This window comes from Bradyrhizobium sp. P3_C3 (assembly GCF_056402655.1).
In genome coordinates this window covers 94,641-116,319 of sequence record NZ_JBFUGY010000013.1, presented here as the reverse complement: position 1 = coordinate 116,319, position 21,679 = coordinate 94,641, and the positions used below count along the sequence as shown (strand labels likewise).

Genomic DNA, 21,679 nt, shown 5'->3' with positions numbered 1-21,679 from the left:
CACCAACGCTAGCGCGCCGGCTTCCGCTCGATCGGGTCGATATCGATCGCCCGCAAGCGGCCGAGCCGCAGCACGTCCATGGCGAGCCGCCGGCCGATCCGGTCGCGGTCGAGCACGCGGATCAGATCGTCGACACCGTTGATCTCGACGCCGTCGAGCTTGATGACGACGTCGCCGGGCAACAGGCCCGCCTTCGCCGCCGGTCCGTCCGGCTCGATCTGCATCAGCAGCGCGCCCATCTTGTTGTCGACGCCGGCCAGTACCGCGTGCCGCCGCGGGACCGGTGCAGTCTGCCCGGCGACGCCGATAAAGGCGCGGCGGACATAGCCGTGGCGGATGATCTCCGACAGCACGAACTGCGCGGTGTTGCTGGCGACCGCGAAGCAGATGCCTTGCGCGCCGTTGATGATGGCCGTGTTGATGCCGATCACCTCGGCATTCGACGACACCAGCGGCCCGCCCGAATTGCCGGGGTTGAGCGCAGCATCGGTCTGGATCACGTCCTCGATGGTGCGGCCGCTCACCGAGCGGATCGAGCGCCCCAGCGCCGAGACCACGCCGGCGGTCACGGTCGACTCGAAGCCGAGCGGATTGCCGATCGCGATCACGAGCTGGCCGCGGCGCAGTGTCTTGGAGTTGCCGAGCGCGGCATAGGGCAAGTCGCGGACGCCGTTGGCGCGGAGCAGCGCCAGATCGGTGTCGGGATCGACGCCGAGTACGCGGGCCTCACCGACGTTACCCTCGACGTCCCGCAGCCGGATCTCCTTGGAGGAACCGACCACGTGGCTGTTGGTGAGCACGAGCCCGTCCGGCGAGATCACGATGCCGGAGCCGAGCCCGCCGCGCTCGCGACCGTTCGGCACCTTTGGCCCGGTCTCGACGCGAACGACGGCGGGACCGACACGGTCGGTCACGTCGATCACGGCGTTGGAATAGGCGTCCAGCGGGGCCCGGTCATCGACCGGGGCAGACGCTGTCGCTCGCGATGACGCGGCGTCATCGACGATGTCTGAGGTAAAATCCAGCATGGCAAGAGTCCTTGAGGCTCACACAAATGGTGGCCTGTTCCTGCCAGCGCAAGGGACCCGCCTGGGGCGCAAGGCTGGGCTGTCAGGACTTGACCTACCAAGGTGGCTAGGGCGCCCGCCGCAGCGCGCCCGCCCTCGCCTTAACCGGGTCGAGCAGCGACCAGTCGCCGTCCGGGAGCACGTAACCCTTGGGGAACGGCGCGCGCAGCTCGAGCCCGAGCGAGCGCAGCACCCGGTCGTCGCGGTAGTAGCATTGCAGGACGACGCGGACGAGCGTTGCGGCAGCCGCGCCGCCGGAGCTGCGGAACTCCTGCGCCACCGCATCGCGCCTGGCGGCATCGAGCCCGGCGAGCGGTTGCCCCGCTAGCCGCGCCAGATGGTCCAGCGCCGCCGCCACCAATTTGGTGTCCCGGCCCAGCGTCGTCAGGATGTCGGTCTGGATCGCGGGATCGTCGGCGCCGGGCACCTTGTACTCATCGCTGGCAGGAACGATCATCGCAGCGATGGTACGGAGGTCATCGCGTTGGGCGCGGGTGAGTTGATTGTCTGCGGACATGACGGCCTCAGTCGAACAAGTTTGCGAGGCGCTGCTTCATCTGGTCGGCGATGTAGAGCGCGAGGGCCTGGATGGTGGACGTCGGATTGACGCCGCCCGAGGTGACGAAGATGCTGCCGTCGACGATGAAGAGATTCTTCACGTCATGCGTGCGGCCCCATTCGTTGACGACGGAGCGTTCGGGGTCGGTGCCCATCCGCGCGGTGCCGAGCAGATGCCAGCCGCCCCACGGGATCGGCGAGTTGACGCAAATGTCGGTCGCCCCCGCCATTTCCAGAACCTCGCGGCCGCGGGCGAGCGCATGCTCCATCATCTTCCGGCTGTTCTCGCTGATCGTGTAGTCGATCTTCGGCGCTGGAATGCCGTGGCTGTCCTTCAGGGCAGGATCGAGCGTGACGCGATTGTGCTCCTCCGGCAGGTCCTCGCAGATCGCGGAGAATCCCAGCCGATGGCCATTGAGCTTGCGGAAGACGCGGTGATGATCCGCGCCCCACGGCAAAATGCCCCTCTGCTCGCTCACGACGGCCTCGAACACGGGCCCTGCCCCGCGCACGAACTGGACGCCGTAGCCGCGTACGAAACCGCGCGACAGGTCGGTGTCATACCATTCCTTGCTCCACAGGCAGGTCGGCGGCGCGCGGTTGCTGTCGGTCGGCTCCTTCACATAGCCGTAGATCTGCGCATAGGGATGGAACATCAGGTTCTTGCCGACGAGGCCCGACGAATTGGCAAGACCGTGCGGGAAGCGGTTGGATGCCGAGTTGAGCAGCAGCCGCGGCGTGCCGACGCCGTTGCAGGCGATGATGACGACATGCGCCGGCTGGAACTGCTCGACGCCGTCCTTGTCGTAATAGACCACGCCCGAGGCCATGCCGTTCTCGTCGGTGGTGATCTCGCGCACCCGGCAATGCGTGCGCAGCTCGACGCCGGCTCGGATCGCGTGCGGCCAATAGGTAATGTCGGTCGAGGACTTTGCGCCTTGGGCGCAGGCCGGCGTGCAATGGCCGAGATTGATGCAGCGCGCGCGGCCCTCATAGTCCGTGGTCGCGACTGTCGTGTCCGACGGCCACCAGTGCCAGCCGAGCTTGTTCATGGCCTTGCCGATGATGGCGCCGGACAATCCCATCGGCTGCTGCGGCATCGGCGGATGCGTCAGCGGCGACAGCGGATCGCCCGACAAGCCTGACGTACCCATGATGCGGTCGTTCTCTTCGAAGAACGGCGTCAGCGCGTCGTAGTCGATCGGCCAGTCGTCGGCGACGCCGTCGAGCGTCTTCACCTTGAAATCGGAGGGATGCAGCCGCGGCCAGTGCGCGGTGTACATCACCGTCGAGCCGCCGACCGCGTTGTAGTTGACGACCTTGATCGGCGAATTGTCGTCGTTGATCGGATAGTCCTCGGGCCGACCGCGGACATTCGGGCTCGACGACCACTCCCCGTAGAACTTGGCCTCCCAGTCGCGGCCCGTGCTGGGATATTCCGCCGGGTTCATCCAGCCGCCCTGCTCCAGGCAGAGGATGTGCATCTTGGTCTCGGCCAGCGACCACGCGATCGCGGCACCTGAAGCGCCGGCGCCGATGATCAGGACGTCCACGGGGTCTTTCATCGAACTTTCTTCCTCCCGCCCTCGCCGCTTCAAGGGCGATTCGGTCTACGCAGGTTTTTGATCGTGCCGAACGATAGGGGCAGACCGGCCRGTCAGTAAAGGCTGGCACGCGAATGTCGCACTTCGCAGGGCGCAGACCATTGGTATCGCGACTTCCGGATGCTAGGAACGAGGCGCCAGAGCAATCGATAGCGAGACGTTATGTCCTTTAGGAATTCATTTGCCGCCGCCCGCGCCTTCGCGCTTGTTTCGTTTCTCGCTCTGTCCGGGTTTCTGGCCGCGTCCGGGCCGGCCTCCGCGCTGACGGCGGCCGCGACCGTCCGGGACGCCAATTCGATCCAGCTCGGCGACGTCACCTACCGCCTCGACGGCGTCGACGCGCCCGAGCTGGACCAGGTCTGCATCGACGATCACGCCGATCCCTGGACCTGCGGCATCGAGGCCCGCGACCAGCTGGCGAAGCTGATCAACAAACGCAGCGTGCGCTGTGACGATGTCGGGCCGGAAAAGAGCTTCGGCAAACGGCACCGGGCGATCTGCACCGCCGAGGGCGACAAGGTCTCGTTGAACGAGCAACTGGTCAAGCTTGGCTATGCCATCGCCCGCGAGCCGATCAAGGCGAACGTCAAGGCTGCCGCGGCCGATGCCAAAACCGCGTCAGCCGGCATCTGGAAGGGCTGCTTTGTTGCACCGCAAGAATTCCGCATGGGCAAGAAGGACGGCACGCTGCTCGGCGCCGCCTGCCGCGCCGACCGCGACAAGGAAATCCGCGCGGCGCTGTTTCCGGAGGAGCTGACCATGCCGCCGAGTTGCAGCATCAAGGGCAAGCTCGCCGTGCGCGCCCGTGTCACCGGCAATATCGGCATCTATCACTTGAGGGGCTGCCCGAGCTATCCAGCGACCACCAAGCCGGACCGCTGGTTCTGCTCGGAGGACGACGCGCAGGCCGCCGGCTTCCGCAAGGCCTACAATTGCCGCCGACCGAAATGAGGAAGCCCGTCACGAGCATGTGAGCGGTAGCCGGAGACAGTATTGATCCGGAATTGAACTCTCTCGGTGGTTGCTACATCTAATATGTACGCAAGCGCTTTGCGCGAGCGTTCCTTGGCAGCAATCCGGCTTCGGTCCGATTGCTTTGCTCGGGCGTTTCCTCCCTAGACTTGGGCCGCTTGTCACAACAAGCGGCTCTTCTTTTTTGTGCGCCCTATTTCCGCATCGGCATAATCTGGTCCATCGGCGGCATGTTGGCATTCAGATGGCCCATGATCCAGACGGTGCCGCCGACGACCAGGAAGACGACCAGAAGGCCGAAGGCGAGCGCCAGCACGTTGTTGGTGTTGTCAGGCCCCGTCGTGATGTGCAGGAAGAACACGAGGTGCACGCCCATCTGCGCGATCGCGAGCACGATCAGAGCGACAGGGATGGACGGCTGCCAGACCAGGTCGGTGCCGGCGATGAAGAACGAGGTTGCCGTGAGCAGCAGCGCGAGGCCGAGACCGACGACATAGCCGAGCACCCGCTCGCCGACGCTGTGTTGTTCTTCCTCGCCCGGTGCGAGATCGTGTCCGGTCCGCACATGCGTCTGATCGCTCATACGGCACTCCCAAGCAGGTAGACGACAGAGAAGACCCCGACCCAGACGATGTCGAGCGCATGCCAGAACAGCGCAAAGCACATCATCCGGCGCAGGACGTCGGCGCGAAAGCCTTTTGCAAAGACCTGGGCCATCATGGTGAGCAGCCACAATATGCCGGCCGAGACGTGCAGGCCGTGGCAGCCCACCAGCGAGAAGAACGACGTCAGGAACGCACTGCGCGACGGGCCATAGCCGCGTGCGACGAGGTCGGCGAACTCGCGGAACTCAATGGTGAGAAAGATCAGTCCGAGCACGCAGGTCACGGTCATGCCGAGATAGAACCAGAACCGGTTGCGCACGTCGGCGGCAATGCTGGCCATGCCGCAGGTGAAGCTCGACAGCAGCAGGCAGACCGTCTCGATCGCGACGTTGCGCTGCTCGAATATCTCCGAGCCGCTGGGGCCGCCCGCGGTCTGGCCGGACAGCACCGCATAGGCCGCGAAGAAGCAGGAGAACATCACGATATCGGAGAGCAGGAAGACCCAGAAGCCGTAGGCGGTCACGATGCGCTTCGATGCCGGGCCTGGATGCTCGACGACGAGCCCGATGTGGTGGGGGTCGGCATGCGCGCGGCTGGCTGTCGCCGTCATCGACATCAGAGCGCTCCCGCCATGCTGACGAGGCTGCGCCGTTCCTCGAGATTGATGCGGTCGATGCGAGCGACCTCGTCGGCCGGAATGACGTATTCGTCATGGTCGCGCCAGGCGAACACGACGAAGGTCGCGAATGCGCCGATGCCGCCCAGGATCACCATCCACCAGATGTGCCAGATCAGCGCGAAGCCCATGATGGTGGCGAAGAACGCGCAGACGAAGCCGGTCGGCGAGTTCCTGGGCATCTCGATATCCTGATACTCCGGCGGATCATGCTCAAGCTGCTGCTGCTTGGCATGGGCCTTCTGATCCCAATAAGCATCCTCGCCGCGCACATCCGGATAGAAGGCGAAGTTGAACACGGGCGGCGGCGACGACGTCGCCCATTCCAGCGAACGGCCGTCCCAGGGATCGCCGGTGCGGTCGCGCAGGGCCTCGCGGTTGCGGATGCTGACCACGAGTTGCACGATCTGGCAGATCACGCCAATCGTCAGCACCGCCATGCCGGCGGCCGCCACGAACATCCATGGCCGCCAAGCCGCGACGTCGTAGTGCTGCATGCGCCGGGTCATGCCGAGCATGCCGGCGATATAGAGCGGAATGAAGGTGACGTAGAAGCCGAGGAACGTGAACCAGAACGCGGCCTTGCCCCAGCGCTCGTCGAGACGAAAGCCGAACGCCTTCGGGAACCAGTATTCGAAGCCGGCGAAGGCGCCGAACAGCACGCCGCCGATGATGACGTTGTGGAAGTGCGCCACCAGGAACATGCTGTTGTGAAGCATGAAGTCGGCCGGGGGCACCGCGACCAGCACGCCCGTCAGCCCGCCGATGATGAAGGTGACCATGAACCCGACCGCCCACAGCATCGGCGTCGCAAAACGGATGCGGCCGCCATACATCGTGAACAGCCAGTTGTAGATCTTCACGCCCGTCGGTATCGCGATGATCATGCTGGCGATGCCGAAGATGGCGTTGACGTCGGGGCCGGCGCCCATCGTGAAGAAATGGTGCAGCCAGACCATGAAGGAGATGACGCAGATCGCCATGGTCGCGAGCACCATCGAGCGATAGCCGAACAGCGCCTTGCCTGAGAAGGTCGACACCACCTCGGAGAAGATGCCGAAGGCCGGCAATACGAGGATATAGACCTCCGGGTGCCCCCAGGCCCAGATCAGGTTCATGAACATCATGACGTTGCCGCCGGCTTCATTGGTGAAGAAGTGAAAGCCGAGGTAACGGTCGAGCAGCAGCATCGCCAGCGTGGCAGTGAGGATCGGGAACGCCGCGACGATCAGGAGGTTCGAGGCCAGCGTGGTCCAGCAGAACATCGGCATGCGCAGATAGTTCATGCCCTTGGTGCGCAGCTTCAGCACGGTGGTGACGAGGTTGATGCCGGCGACCAGGGTGCCGACGCCGGAGATCTGGAGAGACCAGGCGTAGTAGTCGACGCCGACGCCCGGCGAATAGGACAGTTCCGACAGCGGCGGAAAAGCCAGCCAGCCGGTGCGCGCGAACTCGCCGACCACGAGCGAGATATTGACCAGCAGCGCGCCGGTCGCGGTCAGCCAGAAGCCGACCGAATTCAGCGTTGGGAAAGCAACGTCGCGCACGCCGAGTTGAAGCGGCACAATCAGGTTCATCAGCCCGATCACGAACGGCATCGCCGTGAAGAAGATCATGATGGTGCCGTGCGCCGAGAAGATCTGGTTGTAGTGCTCTGGCGGGAGATAGCCTTGTGACTGGTAAGCGACCGCCTGCTGGAGCCGCATCATGATGGCGTCGCTGCCGCCGCGCAGCAGCATGACCGAAGCGAGCAGGATGTACATCACGCCGATGCGCTTGTGATCGACGCTGGTGATCCATTCGTTCCAGAGATAGGGCAAATGCCCTTTCACGACGACCCAGATCAGCACGCCGAGGATCGCGACCAGCACCACGGCACCCGCGACGAGGGGTATCGGCTGGTCGAACGGGATCGCCGACCAATCGAGCTTACCGAGCATCGTGACCTCCACTGTGCGGCCTGCCGGCATCGGAGAGCAGCTCCGGGCCGGGCCCCGGCGGAATGTGCTGGGTTGCGATCAGGTCGAACAGACGGGGATCGTCCAGGCGAAAGGTCAGCCTGTTCTTCTCGATGCCCTGCTGCATCAGCTTCGTATAGCTCTCCTCGTTCAGCACGGCATCGGTCTTCGCCGTGGTCGCGACCCAGTCCGGGAAGGCGAGCGGCGAGATCACGTTGACGTCGAACATCATGTCGGGAAAGCCGTCGCCGGAGAAATGCGCCGACAGGCCCTGCAACTTGCCCTCATTGTCGGCGCGCAGGTTCAGCTTCGTCACCATGCCGTTCATGGTGTAGATCATGCTGCCGAGCTGCGGGATGAAGAACACGTTCATCACGCTCGACGACGTCAGCTGGAAATTCAGCTCGGCGCCGGCCGGCACCGTCAGCGTGTTGACGGTGGCGATGCGCTGGTCCGGATAGATGAAGAGCCATTTCCAGTCGAGCGAGACCGCCTGGATGCGGACCGGACTGCCGGTGCCCGGCACAGGCGCGGCGGGATCGAGCTGATGCGAGCCGATCCAGGCGACGCCGCCGAGCAGGATCACGGTGAGCGCTGGGATCGCCCACACCACCATCTCGACGCGGCCGGAATAAACGAAGTCAGGCTGGTAACGTGCTCTCGGATTGGACGCGCGAAACCAGAACGCAAAGGCCAAAATCGCGAAAATGGTCGGCACCACAATCACGAGCATGATAAAGACGGAATCGACCAGGATGGTGCTGTTGGCGGCAGCCACCGGCCCTTGTGGATCGAGCAGATTCATCGGCAAGCCACTGACGATTGGGAAACCCCAGGCGAGAGCCTAGCGCGGAAAAGCCCCCGCAACAAACGCAAGCTCGGCAGAACGGTTCCGCGATATGCCCGCTTAATCGCGCGCCGTGCCGCCCGGCGGCATGCAATTCCATGCGATGTCAATGACATCTGCGCGGGACCATCGGCCTTCTCTCCTGTCAGGGCGATTGCTAATCTGCACGAAAATAATTGGGATGAAACGACATGCAGGGCCCCGAGGACGATGCCGGCCTCGCCGGCAAGGTGGCGCTGATCAGCGGCGGTGGCGCCGCTGGCGACGGCATCGGCAACGGCCGCGCTGCAGCAATTCTGCTGGCCCGCGCCGGCGCAAAAGTGCTGGTGGCCGATCGCGATCTCAAGCTCGCCGAGCGCACCGTGGAGATGATCATGGCCGAGGGCGGCACGGCATCAGCGCATGGCGGCGACATCACCAGCGAAGCCGATTGCAAGACACTGGTCGAGGCCGCGCTCGACCGCTGGGGCCGGCTCGATTTCCTCGACAACAACGTCGGCATCGGCAGCCGTGGCAGCGTGGTCGACGAGACTCCCGAGCAGTATCGCCGCGTCATGCAGGTCAACGTCGAGACCATGTTCCTGCTCTCCAAGCACGCGATCCCCGCGATGATCAAGACCGCCAAGGGCGGCGCGATCGTCAATATCTCCTCGATCTCGGCCCTCAGGCCGCGTGGGCTCACGACCTACACGACATCGAAGGCCGCCATCATCGGTCTGACGCGCGCCATGGCTGTCGATCACGGCCGCGACAACATCCGCGTCAACTGCATCTGCCCCGGACCGATGTACACGCCGATGGTCTATGCCCGCGGCATGAGCGAGCGGGCCCGCGCCAACCGCGCCAGGGCCTCGCTGCTGAAGACCGAAGGCACCGGCTGGGATGTCGGCCACGCCGTCAAATTCCTGCTCAGCAACTTTGCACGCTACATCACCGGCCAGGTGCTGGTGGTCGACGGCGGCGTGACGCTGCAAGCGCCGGAACGTGAATCACAGGAACACTGAAAGGAACACGGATGGCCCGCCTACCCTATCTCGAGGCCGACCAGGTCGCGCCCGAATATCGCGACATGCTCAAGCGCAACACGAACCTGCACAAGCTGCTGGTCAACTCGCCGGAGATGGCGCGCGCCTTCAACGGCATCGGCAGCTATATTCGCTTCAAAAGCAAGCTCGACCCGCGGTTGCGGGAGCTCGCGATCCTCCAGGTCGGCTGGATGGAGAAATCGGAATACGAATTCACCCACCATGTGAAGATCGGCAAGGAGTTCGGCGTCACAGACGAGGACATCGCAGGCCTGATGGCGGAGACCGAGGGCACGCCGTCGAAGCTGGAGCCGCTGGCAAAAGCGATCCTGAAAGGCGCCCGCGAGATGGTGCGCGAGCTCGCGATGTCGGACGCGACCTTCGCAGAGATCAAGAGAGATCTCTCCGACGAGCACATGGTCGACCTCGTACTCACCATCGCCTTCTATTGTGGTGTGGTGCGGGTGCTCGCCACCATGAAGATCGACAACGAACCGTATTACAAAGAGGTACTCCAGCAGTACCCGATCCCGGGAGTGAAGTGACATGCGCTTGAAGGACAAGGTCGCGATCGTCGTCGGCGCCGGCCAGAGCCCCGGCGAAGGCATGGGCAATGGCCGCGCCACCGCGCTGACCTTCGCGCGCGAGGGCGCGAAGGTGCTGTGCGTCGACCATCACCTGGAATCGGCGCAGGAAACCGTCGATCTGATCGCAGCGGAGCAAGGCACCGCCGCGGCCTTCAAGGCCGACGTGACCAAATCCGCGGACATCAAGGCGATGGTCGCGGATGCGCAGGCGCGCTGGGGCCGCATCGACGTGCTGCACAACAATGTCGGCGTTAGCCTGTCCGGTGGCGATGCCGAGCTGCTTCAAATCACCGAGGAGGCGTTCGACCGTGTCGTCGCCATCAACCTGAAGAGCTGCATTCTCGCCGCGAAGGAAGTGATCCCGATCATGCGCGCGCAAAGAAGCGGCGTCATCATCAACATCTCCTCGATGGCCGCGATCACGACCTATCCTTACGTCGCCTACAAGGCGACGAAGTCGGCCATGATCGCCTTCACCGAGCAGCTCGCCTACCAGAACGCCGAATACGGCATCCGTGCCAACGTCATCCTGCCCGGCCTGATGAACACGCCGATGGCTGTCGACACCCGCGCCCGCGAATGGTCCAAGACCCGCGCTGAAGTCGAAGCCGAGCGCGACAGCAAGGTGCCACTGCGCAAGAAGATGGGCACCGGCTGGGACGTCGCGAACGCAGCGCTGTTTCTGGCGTCGGACGAGGCGAATTTCATCACGGGCGTGACGCTGCCGGTGGATGGCGGCGCGAGTGTGAGACGGGGGTAGGTCGAGCGCGCTGCTTACCCTCCCCTGGAGGGGGGAGGGAAACAGCGTCACTGCGGTGCGCGCGTCGCCCGCCAGATGGTGCCATTGCCGTCCTCCGACACCAGCAGCGATCCATCCTTCGCCACGGCGACACCAACCGGCCTTCCCCAGACCTCCGTGTCACTCACGACAAACCCCGTGACGAAATCCTCGTACTCGCCGGTGGGCTTGCCGTCCTTCATCCTGATACGGATCACCTTGTAGCCGGTGCGCTTGGAGCGGTTCCAGGAGCCGTGCTCAGCGGCGAAGGCATCGCCTTGATAGTCGGACGGAAACTGCGTGCCCTGATAGAAAGTCATGCCGAGCGAAGCCGAGTGCGGCTGGATCAGCACGTCGGGCACCGTCACCTTGTCCTTGAGATCCGGCCGCGCGCCGGCGTGACGCGGATCTTCGTTGCCGCCGATATAGAACCACGGCCAGCCGTAGAACGCGCCCTCCTTCACGCTGGTGACGTAATCGGGCACGAGATCGTCGCCGAGCCCGTCGCGCTCATTGGTCGAGCACCAGGGCAGCCCGCTCTGCGGCTCGATCGCAAGACCGACGCAATTGCGGATGCCGGTGGCATAAATCTTCCGGTCCTTGCCGTCAGGCGTGAAGGCCATCACGGTGGCGCGCTCGAGCTCACTGGCCCAGGCCGCGCCGAGCGGCTGCGTCTTCGACCAGCCATCCAATCCGCCCGGCGGCGTCCCCATGCCCTCGGCGACGTTGCTGAGCGAGCCGACCGAGATCAGCATGCGCTTGTTGTCGGGCGTGAAGACGATGTCGCGGGTGGAATGGCTGCCGTCCTGCGGCAGGCTTGCCACGATCGTCTCCGCCCTGCCGCGCGCCTTGAGATCGCCGGCCTGATAGGGAAACCGGACGACGCTGTCGGTGTTGGCGATATAGACCCATTGCGGATTGTCGCCGTTCGGAAAGAAGGCGATGCCGAACGGCCGTCTCAATCCGCTGGCAAACACCTCGTTGGTCGCGGCCTTGCCGCCATCCCCGGCGCGCAGCACGCGGATGGCGTCGGCCCGCGTCTCCGCGACGAAGACATCGCCGTTCGGCGCGACCCTCACAATGCGCGGCGCGCGCAAGCCTTCGGCGAACAGCTCGATCTTGAAACCCGCCGGCACACGTGGCGTGGCCTCCGGCGGTCGCGACGCCACACGCGCGGTGCTCGCAACCGACCGTGTCGCGCCGGGCCTGACGAGATCCTGTGGCCGGATCAACCTGACCGTGCCGGGCTTGTCGGCCTGCCAATCGCCATAGGCGTCCTTGCCTTGCAGAACCGGCTCTGCCTGCGCGCTGGCAGCAACCGCGACCAGCAATCCCGCAGCCGTTGCTGCGGACGAAATCCTGCTTTTCACGTCGTCTTCCTCCCAGCCTGCGCGTCCTGAACGTCGACGCTTATAGATCCGCAAATGTTCTGCGGCAGTTTAACCACCTGCCGAATCCCACGTCAGCTCATGCCCGCACGATGTGCATCAGCCGGAGCCCATCGTACTGGAAAATGCGGCAGATCGGTGCGACACATTGTAAGGGCGCGACCGCCGGTTGCGGTCATCAAAGCTGCGGCATCCAGGTCGCAATTGATGGGGTGATCATGTGGGGATCCATCATATCGGAATGGGCGAGCCTGCTGCTGCGCTGGCTGCACGTGGTCGCGGCGATCGCCTGGATCGGCAGTTCCTTCTACTTCATCGCCCTTGATCTCAGCCTGAAGCCGAAGACTGACCTGCCGGACGGCGTGCAGGGCGAAGCCTGGCAGGTCCATGGCGGCGGCTTCTACCGGATCATGAAATATCTGGTGGCTCCGAGCCAGATGCCGGAGGAGCTGACCTGGTTCAAATGGGAGGCCTACACCACCTGGCTGTCCGGCTTCGCGCTGATGGTGGTGGTGTACTATCTCGATGCCGACCTGTTCCTGGTCGACAAGTCGATTCTCGACCTCTCACCGATCCAGGCCGGGCTGTTCAGCTTCTGCAGCCTCGCGCTGGCATGGCTGCTCTATGAGGCGGCCTGCCGCACCGGGCTTGCGCAGCGCGAGCTGCCCTTTGCCATCGGCGGCTATCTGTTCCTGGTCGCGCTCACTTACGCCTTCACCCACGTCCTGAGCGGTCGCGGCGCCTTCAACCAGATCGGGGCGATCATCGGCACCATCATGGTCGCCAACGTGTTCGCATTGATCATCCCGAACCAGAAGAAGATCGTGGCCAGCCTGATCGCGGGCCAGGTGCCCGATCCGAAGCTCGGCAAGGCCAGCAAGGAGCGCTCGGTTCACAACAACTACCTGACCCTGCCCGTCGTCGTGCTGATGATCAGCAATCACTATCCTCTGCTCTACGCGACGCGCTTCAACTGGATCATCGTCGCGATCATTCTGGCGCTCGGCCCCGTGATCCGCCACTTCTTCAACGAGCGGCACGCGGGGCGCAAATCGCCGTGGTGGGTGTGGGGTGTCGCCGCGTTGGGCGTGATCGCGATCCTCCTGCTCTCCGCCGCAGGCCCACGCGAGATCAGGACGGGCGCGCTGTCGGCACAGCCGACGCGCGCCAATGTCGAGGAGATCGTGATGTCCCGTTGCAGCATGTGCCACGCGGCCGAGCCGGTCTGGGCCGGCATCGTGACCGCGCCCAAGGGCATCTTGCTCGACGCGCCCGAGCACATCCATCGCAACATCCGCCTGATCGGCCGCGTGGCGGCGTGGTCCAATGCGATGCCGCCGGGCAACATCACCGACATGACCAGCGAGGAGCGCGCCATTCTCGCCGCCTATATCGAGCAGGCGCAGTGACGCCATCACGCGTCGATACCGCATTTCGCGAAATGAAATTCCGCATCCAGCCCCGATTTGAAAATGACTTGATCGCCTATCCGGCGTAGACAGGGCCAGCGGCCGCTGGCGCGGTCCATATCCAAGTTTGCATTTGCTGCGGGGAAAGAACAGTGGCCCTCAAGAACATCATCGGTATCGACCACGCCGTGGTCATGGTTCGGGACCTCGACAAGGCCGCCGAAAACTACAGGCAGCTCGGTTTCACCCTGTCGCCGCGCGGCACCCACAGCGCGCATATGGGCACCGGCAACTACACCATCATGTTCGACCCCGACTATATGGAGCTGCTCGGCGTGCTGGCGGCGACCGAGCACAACGCACCGGCCCGCGCCTTCGTCGACAGGCACGGCGAGGGCATCGAGCGCATCGCCTTCACAGCGGTCGATAGCGCGGCCGGCGCCGAGGAGATCCGTGCGCGCGGCCTGACGCCGATCGGCCCGACCGATTTCGAACGGCCGGTGACGCTGCCCGATGGCACGATCTCGGCGGCAAAATTCCGTACCTTCATGTGGCCGACCGCTGAGGCGCCCGGCGGCGTGCGCATCTTCGCCTGCCAGCACAAGACCCGCGAGACGGTGTGGATTCCTGAATTGATGAAGCACGCCAATGCGACGAAGCGGATCAAGCAGACGCTGATCGCAACGTCCGAGCCCGCGCAGGATGCGGCGCATCTCGGCCGCCTGATCGACCGCGAACCGAAGGCGGAAGCCGACGGTGCCGTCGCCGTGCCGTCCGGCGGCGACCGCGCCGACTTCGTCTATCTGACGCTGGACCAGCTCGGCAGACGCTATCCCGGCGTGCCGCTCACCGGTCTTTCCGCGCGCGGTGGCGCCGCCTTGGTCCTGGTCAGCGGCGATCTCGCGGCGACCGAGAAGGCGCTGGGTCCGGCCGCGGTACGAAGCGGGACCGCAATCGTGGTACCGCCGGCCAAGGCCAACGGCACCCTGCTCGCCTTCGTTGCCGGCTGATTTGAACTAATTCTTTAACAAGCGTTTACCGGGCAAGCCTAGGCTTTTCGGGCTTTTCACGCCGCCCGAGGCCAAGCGCATGTTCAAAGAGGAATCGCCGATCGCCTACGACGCGCCGGCCGAACTGAAGAAGTGGCCGTCGCTGAAAGGCGAGAGACAGAAGGACCGGGGTCCGCCTTATCTCGTCTACAACGGCACGCTCGCCGACTGCGTTCGCGTGCTCATGGACAAGCCGATCAAGGGCATCTCGCTCTACGACATCATGACGAAGCCGCAAGCGGCGTTCGAGCAGACCGTGCTGTCGCCCGGCGACGCCGCCGAGATCGCGATGCGCAAAGACTTTCCCAAGGACTAGCTCGAAGCCCGCTTCGCGGCCGGTTTTCCCTGCTACTTTAATGAGGATTCCGTCGGCGCATCGAGGAAGACGACCGGCGCGAAGGCCCGCGCCGTGCGCCTCGCATCGAGCGAGCCCTGATCCGCTACCGCAAGCAGATCCTCTCGCGTGACGCCCCCTACTCCGCCTTGATGTTCGCGGCCGCGACGACCTCGGCAAGATCCGTCGTCTCCTTGGCGATCTTCGCGGCGTAGTCGGCCGGGCTGAGCACGCTGACGACGCCTTGCGACTCCAGGCGCTCCTGCACCGCCGGATCCCTGGCGGCGGCGACGATCTCACGGTGCAGCGTCTCGCGGATCGGCGCGGGCACGGCCTTCGGCATGAAGAAGCCGACCCAGAACGAGATATCGAAGCCGGGATAGCCGGCCTCCGCGACGGTCGGCACGTCAGGCAGCGCCGGCAGCCGCTCGGCCGATGACACCGCGAGCGCGCGCAGCTTGCCGGCCTTCACCAGCGGGACGGCGGACAAGGGATCGAACACCGCCAGGACCTCCTGCGCGAGGATGCCGACCTCGGATGCCGCGCCGCCGCGATAGGGCACGTGGATCAGCTTGATGCCGGCCTTCTGGCTGAGCAGCTCCATGGCGAGATGGGCGAGGTTGCCGTTGCCGCCTGAGCCGTAAGCGAGCGCGCCGGGCGCGGCCTTCGCCGCCGCGACCAGATCGGCGACGGTGTTGATGTTGGCCGTCTTGGGATTTTCGGGATTGACCACCAGAACGAGCGGCGCCGAGATGACGGTGGTGAGCGGCGCAAAGTCCCCTTGCGGATCGTAGCGGGCGTCCTTGAACAGCGTCTTGTTGAGCGTGATGGTGGACGAGTTGCAGGCGAGGATGGTGTAGCCGTCCGCGTCCGCGCGGGCCACGCCCTCGGCTGCGATCATGCCGTTGGCGCCGGCACGGTTCTCGACCACGAAGGGCTGGCCGAGCTTGTTGCTCAGCCGGTCGCCGACGATGCGCGCGACCACATCGACCGGGCCGCCCGCGCTGAAGCCGACCATGATCTTGACCGGACGCGTCGGATATTTCTGCGCGAGAGCCTCGGTCGTCACGCACAATCCGGCGACAATCGCCAGCAGGCGAAGCGTTCGTTGCATTCGTTCTCTCCCCGGACCCGCGCTGCCGCTTTTGCATGGTGCGGCGCCTCTGGAGATCATGATTAGCGGCCGCGCCGGATTTCGCAATCGCGTTTGCACGCCGGCATTCCGTCGCGCGGCACGCGAGAGCCGCATCCAAACAAAAAATGCGAAAACAACCCCATGCACAGTAGCCGGCCCCGGTCAGGACAAGGACTTGCGCAGGACAAGCACCTTCGGATACCACGAAATGCAATTTGACACGTCGGGCAAAACACCGGCATGATGGCATCATCGCAACAATCGCCAGCGTCCACGCCGCCCGCTCCACGGCCGCCTCGCCGCGATCGCGCGCAAGCCTCTCATCGACATCTCAAAATTCGTAGCCGCGCGCAGCACGCGAGCGGTCGTTCGCGCACCTGCGCCGGTAAAGGACACGACACATGACGACATCCCCCGATCGCCACACCACGCCGCCGGTTGCGGCAAACGATCGCAGCGACCCGGCTGCGAGCCCGCGCGTCAAACTCTACAGGCGGCGCATTGCCATCGATCATCCCGACCCGAGAACCGGCGAACGGCTGCTAGCCGACGCGCTCGGTGCCGTCGACCGTGACGCGTTGCAAGGCATCCTGAAGCAATTGGTGAAGGCCAGCGTGACTGCGCAGAAGCCGGACGAGGCCAATCTCGCCTTCATGATCTCGATGATGAAGAGCATCGCGCCGAGGGACTCCATCGAGGCCATGCTGGCGGCACAGATGGTCTCCATTCACGTCCTGGCGATGCGCTGCGCCCATCGCCTCGCCTTCGCTGACGACATCCCGCGGCAGGACAGCGCCTCACGCGCGCTCGCCAAGCTGGCGCGAATCTTTCCGGCCCAGGTCGAGGCGCTCAACCGGTACCGCAACAATGGCGAGCGGGCGATCACGGTGGAGAGTCTGACGGTGCAGGATGGCGCAGGAGCCATCGCGAGCCACCCCGTCCAGCACACGGGCATGATCGTAACGGAGCAAAGCGTCGCGGACACGCCGATGGGAGCAGGATCGGTCTCGCCTCACGAAGCCGGCGAAGGCGAACATGAACTGGTCGATGCCGCACAAGGTGCCACCGCATGAGCGGCGATCACCCCCGCAACATGGCTGCGATGCTGGCGAGTCCACGCTGCGGCGCCAGGACACGCAGCGGCAGCGCCTGCCTCGCGCCGGCGGTGCACGGCAAGACCCGCTGCCGCATGCATGGCAGCGCCGCGAGATCAGGCGCACCGAAGGGAAATCAAAATGCGCGGAAGCATGGGCTATTCACGCAGGACCGGATCGCAGAACGAAGGGCGATACGGGCGTTGCTGGGCGAGACGCGGAAGCTGCTGCAGGAGCTGGGCTAGGCCGTGTGCCCATAAACCCCGCGGCGTGATGCGAAGGCTACGTCTGCGTTGCCCCAATAGCGACCAGGTTCGTGCGGCAAGGCAAGAGGTCGCGATGGGCCAGAAGGCGACATTTATTCAGATCAACTCGGGGATGCACTTGCAAAACCAAGAATCGCAACCTTAGCGCCGTTTGCCACGAGCATGAGATCGATCAGCTCAACGGGATGCTCTAGATCGGCAGGCTCTCGCGGCCGAGCGCGAGCGGCTGATCAAGTCGGTTGAAATGATAGCGCGGAGATAGTGTGGTGGATTGTGCCTCCGGCCATCTACACGAAAAACGACTCATTCACCGAGGAGCTTGAAAAAGCCCTTCGAGAAGGAATGAAGCGGTTCGGAACGGCGTTCGAGTTTGGCGCGAAGAACCGCGCCCTCCCAACCGATCCAGAAGAACTCGGCAAGCCAGTCGCAATCTTGGTTGGAAGAGATTGCACCAGTAGCCTGGGCAGCTCTCAAGCACTTGGCAGTGCGCTGCTGCCAGTCGATGAACACATCGAACAGCTGCTGGCGAAATGATTGTGGAAGTACGCTCATCTCCTGCCCAAGATTGCCCACCAAACAGCCTCGCGCATAACGGAAGCGCTTCATGGCGGACGTAGCATCGTCGGTAAAACTTCTGAGCCTTTCGAGCGGGGAATGCTGCTCGTTCAGGAAGAAGCTGTCGAGCTTTCGCGAAAAGTAGCCAGCGTAGCTGTCGATCAGCTCCGCTCCAAATGCCTCTTTGCTCGGAAAGTAGTGGTAGAACGACCCCTTTGGCACGTCGACGCTCCGCAAGACTTCCTCGATCCCCGTCGCGGAATAGCCCTTCTCCGTCAGCATAACGACACCTGCACGGACAAGCGCGTCACGGGTCGCGCTGGTGCCGGCAAGTTCCTTAGGAGGTCGCCCGCGACGGCGGCGAGGCAGCGTCTTGCTCATGCAAATCGTAATAGACCGATCGTCTAGAAGAAGCAAACTGCCCGTGATGCGGCGTTCTGCAGGTGGCGGAAACCCTCTCACTCCATCCACCAGTTCGGTGGTAGGCCTAGGCTCCGGCTTGGCTCACTCAACGTGGCTCGGCATTCGTTGGTGCGGGCGCGAACAGGTTAGTCGACGCGGCTTCCTGAACGATCACTGCCGCGTCTTCCGGCAGCAGAAACCCACGCGCTAGCAGATCCTGGGCGGCGATCCGGATCCGGTTCACGTAATCGTCGCGGCCGTGATAGCGCTCTTCGATCGACGGGCGGGCGTCACCGGTACGCTCTCGTTCCGCTTTCGTCGCTGCGAATGGCGAGAAGGACCCGATCAGCATGCAGGTGAATGTCTGCGGCTGGTTCTGGGCGCCATTGGTGCCGGTCGGCACCGCGACATCCGGCAGCCGCACGCCGCCGAGCGCATTGCCGTCCTGATCGCGCTTTGGCACTTGTATCACTGCGGCGGAAAGCCGAGTCGGGGCGCGCAGCGCAGGTGGCTCGCCGCCCGCGGCTTCAAGCGACATCAGCTCGCTGGCGGGCGGCTTGGTGCCGCGGCTTACCCAGGCATCAAGGTGCAGCAGGAGGGCCCGCGACAGCGGCGACCAATCGAGGCGGCCTGGCGTCAGTGTGCAGGCCGGTGCCTTGGGGGCGGGTATATGCGGGCCTCCCGCGATATCGTACATCCGCACATTGGCGGGCAGTGGCTGATCCGCGGTTCCGGACGCGCCCGTGCGGCCAAGCGAAGCGCGCAGCGAATAGTAGTCCGTGGTGGAGCTCACGAGTATCATCCTCGGAGGCACCTCGCCGCGCGCCTCGACCTTGGCCGTGATCTCCCCGATCGTGAGCGGTCCGTCATTCACGCCGGGAAAATCCGGGTTGTCGAATGTTGGAGCCCCCTCGGCGCTCGACATTGGTCCAAGGCCCGTCTGCAGGATCGGTAGAAGGCCAGCGGCCGAGACGAACACATGCATTCCGTCGAAGACGCGCCGGTTGCCCATCATGTTGAAGCCGTTCAGGAGAAAGGTCTTCAGGAATCGTCCATCCTGCGACCTGCCGCTCGCGAGCACGCGGTTGATCGCTCCCTTGAGCGGGTTGGGCGTTCCACCCTTGTCAGAAGCTGCATGCGCGAAGAAATCCGCGGCATCGCGGACGATCGCAAAGCCCACTCCCTCGACGAACCGTGTCTTGCCATCGGCGTCAGCGAACGAAGGCAGGTCCGCACTCTGTCCAAGCTCCCAAAATACCTCCGCAACCGCGAAACCATGGTCTTGAAGAAAGCCGGTGCCCTGCTCCAGCGTGCCCGGGAGAAAGCGCACGTCGCGTGGCGAGTTGTAGATCGCCTCGGCCCAGACTTGCCCGCGGTTGGGTACGTCTACCAGCAACGCGCCGTTTTCCCCGCGCGGAGCCGCCGGCATCATGAGAATGACCTTCGCCGCGTAGTCGACGCGCCCGCGTTCATTGCGCGGCGCCTTGTTGATCCCAGGGATGGCTTCTTGCGGCGATAGGTCGCCGCGGATCTTGCCCTGCCAGATCACATAGTCGCCGGCGCGAAATGTGCCGTAAGGCTGCTTCGACGTGAACTCGATCCGGGTAACTTCTGCGCTCACTGGCCGCGCCGTAGAGATCAGGCTGAACAAGCAAAACAAGAACATCACAATTCGCCCGTTTCGACGGTGCGGCATGAGAATTCTCCATAGGGGATAGCGGCTGGTTTCGAGCATTTTTTGATCACGACACGCCGTATCAGAACGGACATGATGGACCGGCAACTTTTTCACCGGTCCATCGCCTATGGCGAAGGCCTTCTCACTCCATCCAATAGTCGATGTCCGTCTGATTTGCATTGGTGCCGGCCTTCGGCTCGGACGGGCCATGACTGCTGATGATGCCACGCATTCTGGCGAGGCTACCCGTGCCACCGGTAATGACGCCCGATGTCATGTTCGTAAGTTTCCCATCTCCACTGCTTTGAGCGACCAGAGATGTCCTGACAAAAAACTTCTCCCCGTTCTCCAGTATCCAAACGTTGTAGATGAGAGCCGGACCGTTGTTGTCGATGTAGTCCGACATGCCGCGTGTCCACTGCTCCTTCAACCTCGATCCGTTGATAAGGGGGGCATCGTCACCATAGGTCCGCCGAATTTCGAAAAGCCGAGCTTGATGTCCCGGAATGTCGCCAACGTCGATGACGTGTTGTTGGGTGTATACCGTCTGAGTTGCCGGCGTATCATAGCTGACGTGGTGCTTTTGCTGCGCAATGGCCACCGGCGCGGTTAGAGCCATTGCGAGAGTGATCATCATTCCAAGCGCGATACTGCGAAGCATGCGTGACCTCTCATGCTGAAATCCACCCAACCATGAAGATATGGTCGGACGATGTTTGTTGAAGATTCCCTCATCAACCAGTCAGCGCTCGGTAGCGACCGAGCCCCAACCAAAGCTGATTTCACCGCGCTTTTCCGAGGTGCCATAAATTAGACCGATCGTCTAGTATTCGGCTTGGCTGCAAGCGATTTCGCCCATCAATCTTTTTTGACAGCGCTTAGTCGGACAAGGCCGGCGGAGCGCTCCATTCGCGCCGCGCAGAGGGCTGCGCGGGGTCAAATCGGTTCGCTGCGGGTGGGCTTTACCAACTCGGCACCATTTAATCCCGTTGTTACCTCGACAATCCGATCGTTTCGCCGAGCTTATCCCGATGTGGATCTGACGCTGGAGGAAGCAAGCACATCCCGCCTCCTTGCGGGCCTTCGGGAAGGAGAGCGGGACGCGGTGTTCCTGCGCCCCGATGAGGGCGAGGACGATCTACAGTTTCGGCGTCTCTCCAACGAGCCGATGCTCGTCGTATTGCCCGCAAGCCATCCGGTGGCGAAGTCGACTGAAATCGATCTTATCAGGCTGAAGGGGGATCCGCTCATTCTGACACCGCGCGGATCGGCCTGGGTTGACACAGTCATCGCGGCCTGTCGGCGGGCGGGCTTCGAGCCGACCCTCGGGCAGTCCGCGCCGCAGATCAGCTCTGTCGTCAGCCTGGTGGCAGCTGAGCTTGGCTTTTCGCTCGTGCCGGCGTCAATGCGCCAGCTTCATGTAACCGGCGTCACCAATCGTGAGGTCAAAGGGATCGCTCCAATCGTGCGCTTGGCTCTGGCGTTCCGGCGTGGCGAGACCTCGAAGATCGTCCGCAACTTCATTGCCCAGGCGGTGGCGTGAAGCAGGGGGAGACTGTCAGACGGAAGCTGAAATGCTGATCGTCAAACGGTCCGACAATCACGAAAATCAGGTGCAACCAGTCCGAATTTGCGCATGGTTAGCCGCCGCGCGTTGGCCATGCATACATGAGCCAGATCGCCGCGCTCGCC

Annotated in this window: 22 protein-coding genes; 10 read left to right on the top strand and 12 right to left on the bottom strand. The window is 63.8% G+C overall.

The features are described from left to right. Positions 1 to 8 precede the first annotated feature (8 nt). From AC1DW2_RS16820 to AC1DW2_RS16810, 3 genes are all read right to left on the bottom strand, one after another. Positions 9 to 1,028 (bottom strand): S1C family serine protease, encoded by a 1,020-nt coding sequence (locus AC1DW2_RS16820; protein WP_477006639.1) that lies wholly within the window; start codon positions 1,026 to 1,028, stop codon positions 9 to 11. 106 nt (positions 1,029 to 1,134) lie between these two features. Next, on the bottom strand, positions 1,135 to 1,584 hold the full coding sequence (locus AC1DW2_RS16815; protein WP_477006638.1) for a hypothetical protein: 450 nt from the start codon (positions 1,582 to 1,584) through the stop codon (positions 1,135 to 1,137). Positions 1,585 to 1,591: 7 nt separating this feature from the next. Beyond that, positions 1,592 to 3,190, bottom strand: a complete 1,599-nt coding sequence (locus tag AC1DW2_RS16810; protein ID WP_477006637.1) for a GMC family oxidoreductase — start codon at positions 3,188 to 3,190, stop codon at positions 1,592 to 1,594. A gap of 201 nt (positions 3,191 to 3,391) precedes the next feature. On the opposite strand from AC1DW2_RS16810, the gene AC1DW2_RS16805 reads away from it, so the two are divergent. After that, positions 3,392 to 4,180, top strand: a complete 789-nt coding sequence (locus AC1DW2_RS16805) for a thermonuclease family protein (RefSeq protein ID WP_477006636.1) — start codon at positions 3,392 to 3,394, stop codon at positions 4,178 to 4,180. Between the two features lie 214 nt (positions 4,181 to 4,394). Here the strand turns inward: AC1DW2_RS16805 and cyoD are convergent, their stop codons facing one another. From cyoD to AC1DW2_RS16785, 4 genes are read right to left on the bottom strand one after another with little or no spacing between them, the layout of a single operon-like run. Further along, positions 4,395 to 4,784: a cytochrome o ubiquinol oxidase subunit IV gene (gene cyoD, locus AC1DW2_RS16800; protein ID WP_028150137.1), complete on the bottom strand. Its 390-nt coding sequence runs from the start codon at positions 4,782 to 4,784 to the stop codon at positions 4,395 to 4,397. After that, positions 4,781 to 5,422: a cytochrome (ubi)quinol oxidase subunit III gene (locus tag AC1DW2_RS16795; protein WP_071916008.1), complete on the bottom strand. Its 642-nt coding sequence runs from the start codon at positions 5,420 to 5,422 to the stop codon at positions 4,781 to 4,783. Before AC1DW2_RS16795 ends, cyoD begins: the two co-directional genes overlap by 4 nt. Then, positions 5,422 to 7,422 (bottom strand): cytochrome o ubiquinol oxidase subunit I, encoded by a 2,001-nt coding sequence (cyoB, locus tag AC1DW2_RS16790; RefSeq protein ID WP_477006635.1) that lies wholly within the window; start codon positions 7,420 to 7,422, stop codon positions 5,422 to 5,424. Before cyoB ends, AC1DW2_RS16795 begins: the two co-directional genes overlap by 1 nt. Further along, the gene (locus AC1DW2_RS16785) at positions 7,412 to 8,245 is read right to left on the bottom strand and encodes a cytochrome ubiquinol oxidase subunit II family protein (protein ID WP_166088820.1); all 834 of its coding nucleotides are present in this window, start codon (positions 8,243 to 8,245) and stop codon (positions 7,412 to 7,414) included. Before AC1DW2_RS16785 ends, cyoB begins: the two co-directional genes overlap by 11 nt. A 233-nt stretch (positions 8,246 to 8,478) precedes the next feature. Between AC1DW2_RS16785 and AC1DW2_RS16780 the strand changes: the two genes are divergently transcribed. From AC1DW2_RS16780 to AC1DW2_RS16770, 3 genes are read left to right on the top strand one after another with little or no spacing between them, the layout of a single operon-like run. Beyond that, entirely contained in the window at positions 8,479 to 9,291 is an 813-nt protein-coding gene (locus tag AC1DW2_RS16780; protein ID WP_477006634.1) for an SDR family NAD(P)-dependent oxidoreductase, read from the top strand. An 11-nt stretch (positions 9,292 to 9,302) separates the two neighbouring features. Next, a complete protein-coding gene (locus AC1DW2_RS16775) occupies positions 9,303 to 9,857 on the top strand; it encodes a carboxymuconolactone decarboxylase family protein (protein WP_477006633.1) in 555 nt (184 codons plus the stop codon). A gap of 1 nt (position 9,858) precedes the next feature. Continuing rightward, positions 9,859 to 10,659: an SDR family NAD(P)-dependent oxidoreductase gene (locus AC1DW2_RS16770; RefSeq protein WP_477006632.1), complete on the top strand. Its 801-nt coding sequence runs from the start codon at positions 9,859 to 9,861 to the stop codon at positions 10,657 to 10,659. Positions 10,660 to 10,706: 47 nt separating this feature from the next. Here AC1DW2_RS16770 and AC1DW2_RS16765 read toward each other — a convergent pair whose 3' ends face one another. Further along, entirely contained in the window at positions 10,707 to 12,047 is a 1,341-nt protein-coding gene (locus tag AC1DW2_RS16765) for a PQQ-dependent sugar dehydrogenase (protein WP_477006631.1), read from the bottom strand. A gap of 236 nt (positions 12,048 to 12,283) precedes the next feature. On the opposite strand from AC1DW2_RS16765, the gene AC1DW2_RS16760 reads away from it, so the two are divergent. The 3 genes from AC1DW2_RS16760 to AC1DW2_RS16750 all read left to right on the top strand — a co-directional run bounded on the left by AC1DW2_RS16760 (position 12,284) and on the right by AC1DW2_RS16750 (position 14,839). After that, entirely contained in the window at positions 12,284 to 13,474 is a 1,191-nt protein-coding gene (locus tag AC1DW2_RS16760; protein ID WP_477006630.1) for a urate hydroxylase PuuD, read from the top strand. 152 nt (positions 13,475 to 13,626) lie between these two features. Further along, a complete protein-coding gene (locus AC1DW2_RS16755; RefSeq protein WP_477006629.1) occupies positions 13,627 to 14,484 on the top strand; it encodes a VOC family protein in 858 nt (285 codons plus the stop codon). A 79-nt stretch (positions 14,485 to 14,563) separates the two neighbouring features. After that, positions 14,564 to 14,839, top strand: coding sequence for a hypothetical protein (locus AC1DW2_RS16750; protein WP_063984872.1), 276 nt, complete (start codon positions 14,564 to 14,566; stop codon positions 14,837 to 14,839). 157 nt (positions 14,840 to 14,996) lie between these two features. Here the strand turns inward: AC1DW2_RS16750 and AC1DW2_RS16745 are convergent, their stop codons facing one another. Continuing rightward, entirely contained in the window at positions 14,997 to 15,971 is a 975-nt protein-coding gene (locus AC1DW2_RS16745) for a Bug family tripartite tricarboxylate transporter substrate binding protein (RefSeq protein ID WP_477006628.1), read from the bottom strand. A gap of 422 nt (positions 15,972 to 16,393) precedes the next feature. Here AC1DW2_RS16745 and AC1DW2_RS16740 point away from each other — a divergent pair, with 422 nt between their 5' ends. Next, entirely contained in the window at positions 16,394 to 17,065 is a 672-nt protein-coding gene (locus AC1DW2_RS16740) for a hypothetical protein (RefSeq protein WP_208085308.1), read from the top strand. Further along, positions 17,062 to 17,331, top strand: a complete 270-nt coding sequence (locus AC1DW2_RS16735) for an HGGxSTG domain-containing protein (RefSeq protein ID WP_085404512.1) — start codon at positions 17,062 to 17,064, stop codon at positions 17,329 to 17,331. The genes AC1DW2_RS16740 and AC1DW2_RS16735 overlap by 4 nt, the downstream gene beginning before the upstream one ends. Before the next feature lie 324 nt (positions 17,332 to 17,655). Here AC1DW2_RS16735 and acuR read toward each other — a convergent pair whose 3' ends face one another. The 3 genes from acuR to AC1DW2_RS16720 all read right to left on the bottom strand — a co-directional run bounded on the left by acuR (position 17,656) and on the right by AC1DW2_RS16720 (position 20,648). Then, entirely contained in the window at positions 17,656 to 18,288 is a 633-nt protein-coding gene (gene acuR / locus AC1DW2_RS16730) for an acrylate utilization transcriptional regulator AcuR (protein WP_085404513.1), read from the bottom strand. 127 nt (positions 18,289 to 18,415) lie between these two features. After that, the gene (locus AC1DW2_RS16725; RefSeq protein ID WP_135215063.1) at positions 18,416 to 20,101 is read right to left on the bottom strand and encodes an alpha/beta hydrolase domain-containing protein; all 1,686 of its coding nucleotides are present in this window, start codon (positions 20,099 to 20,101) and stop codon (positions 18,416 to 18,418) included. A 28-nt stretch (positions 20,102 to 20,129) separates the two neighbouring features. Further along, positions 20,130 to 20,648 carry a hypothetical protein gene (locus AC1DW2_RS16720; protein WP_477006627.1) on the bottom strand — a complete coding sequence of 173 codons (519 nt, stop codon included), beginning with the start codon at positions 20,646 to 20,648 and terminating at the stop codon, positions 20,130 to 20,132. A 174-nt stretch (positions 20,649 to 20,822) separates the two neighbouring features. On the opposite strand from AC1DW2_RS16720, the gene AC1DW2_RS16715 reads away from it, so the two are divergent. Then, on the top strand, positions 20,823 to 21,530 hold the full coding sequence (locus AC1DW2_RS16715) for a LysR substrate-binding domain-containing protein (protein WP_477006626.1): 708 nt from the start codon (positions 20,823 to 20,825) through the stop codon (positions 21,528 to 21,530). Positions 21,531 to 21,679: the final 149 nt, after the last annotated feature.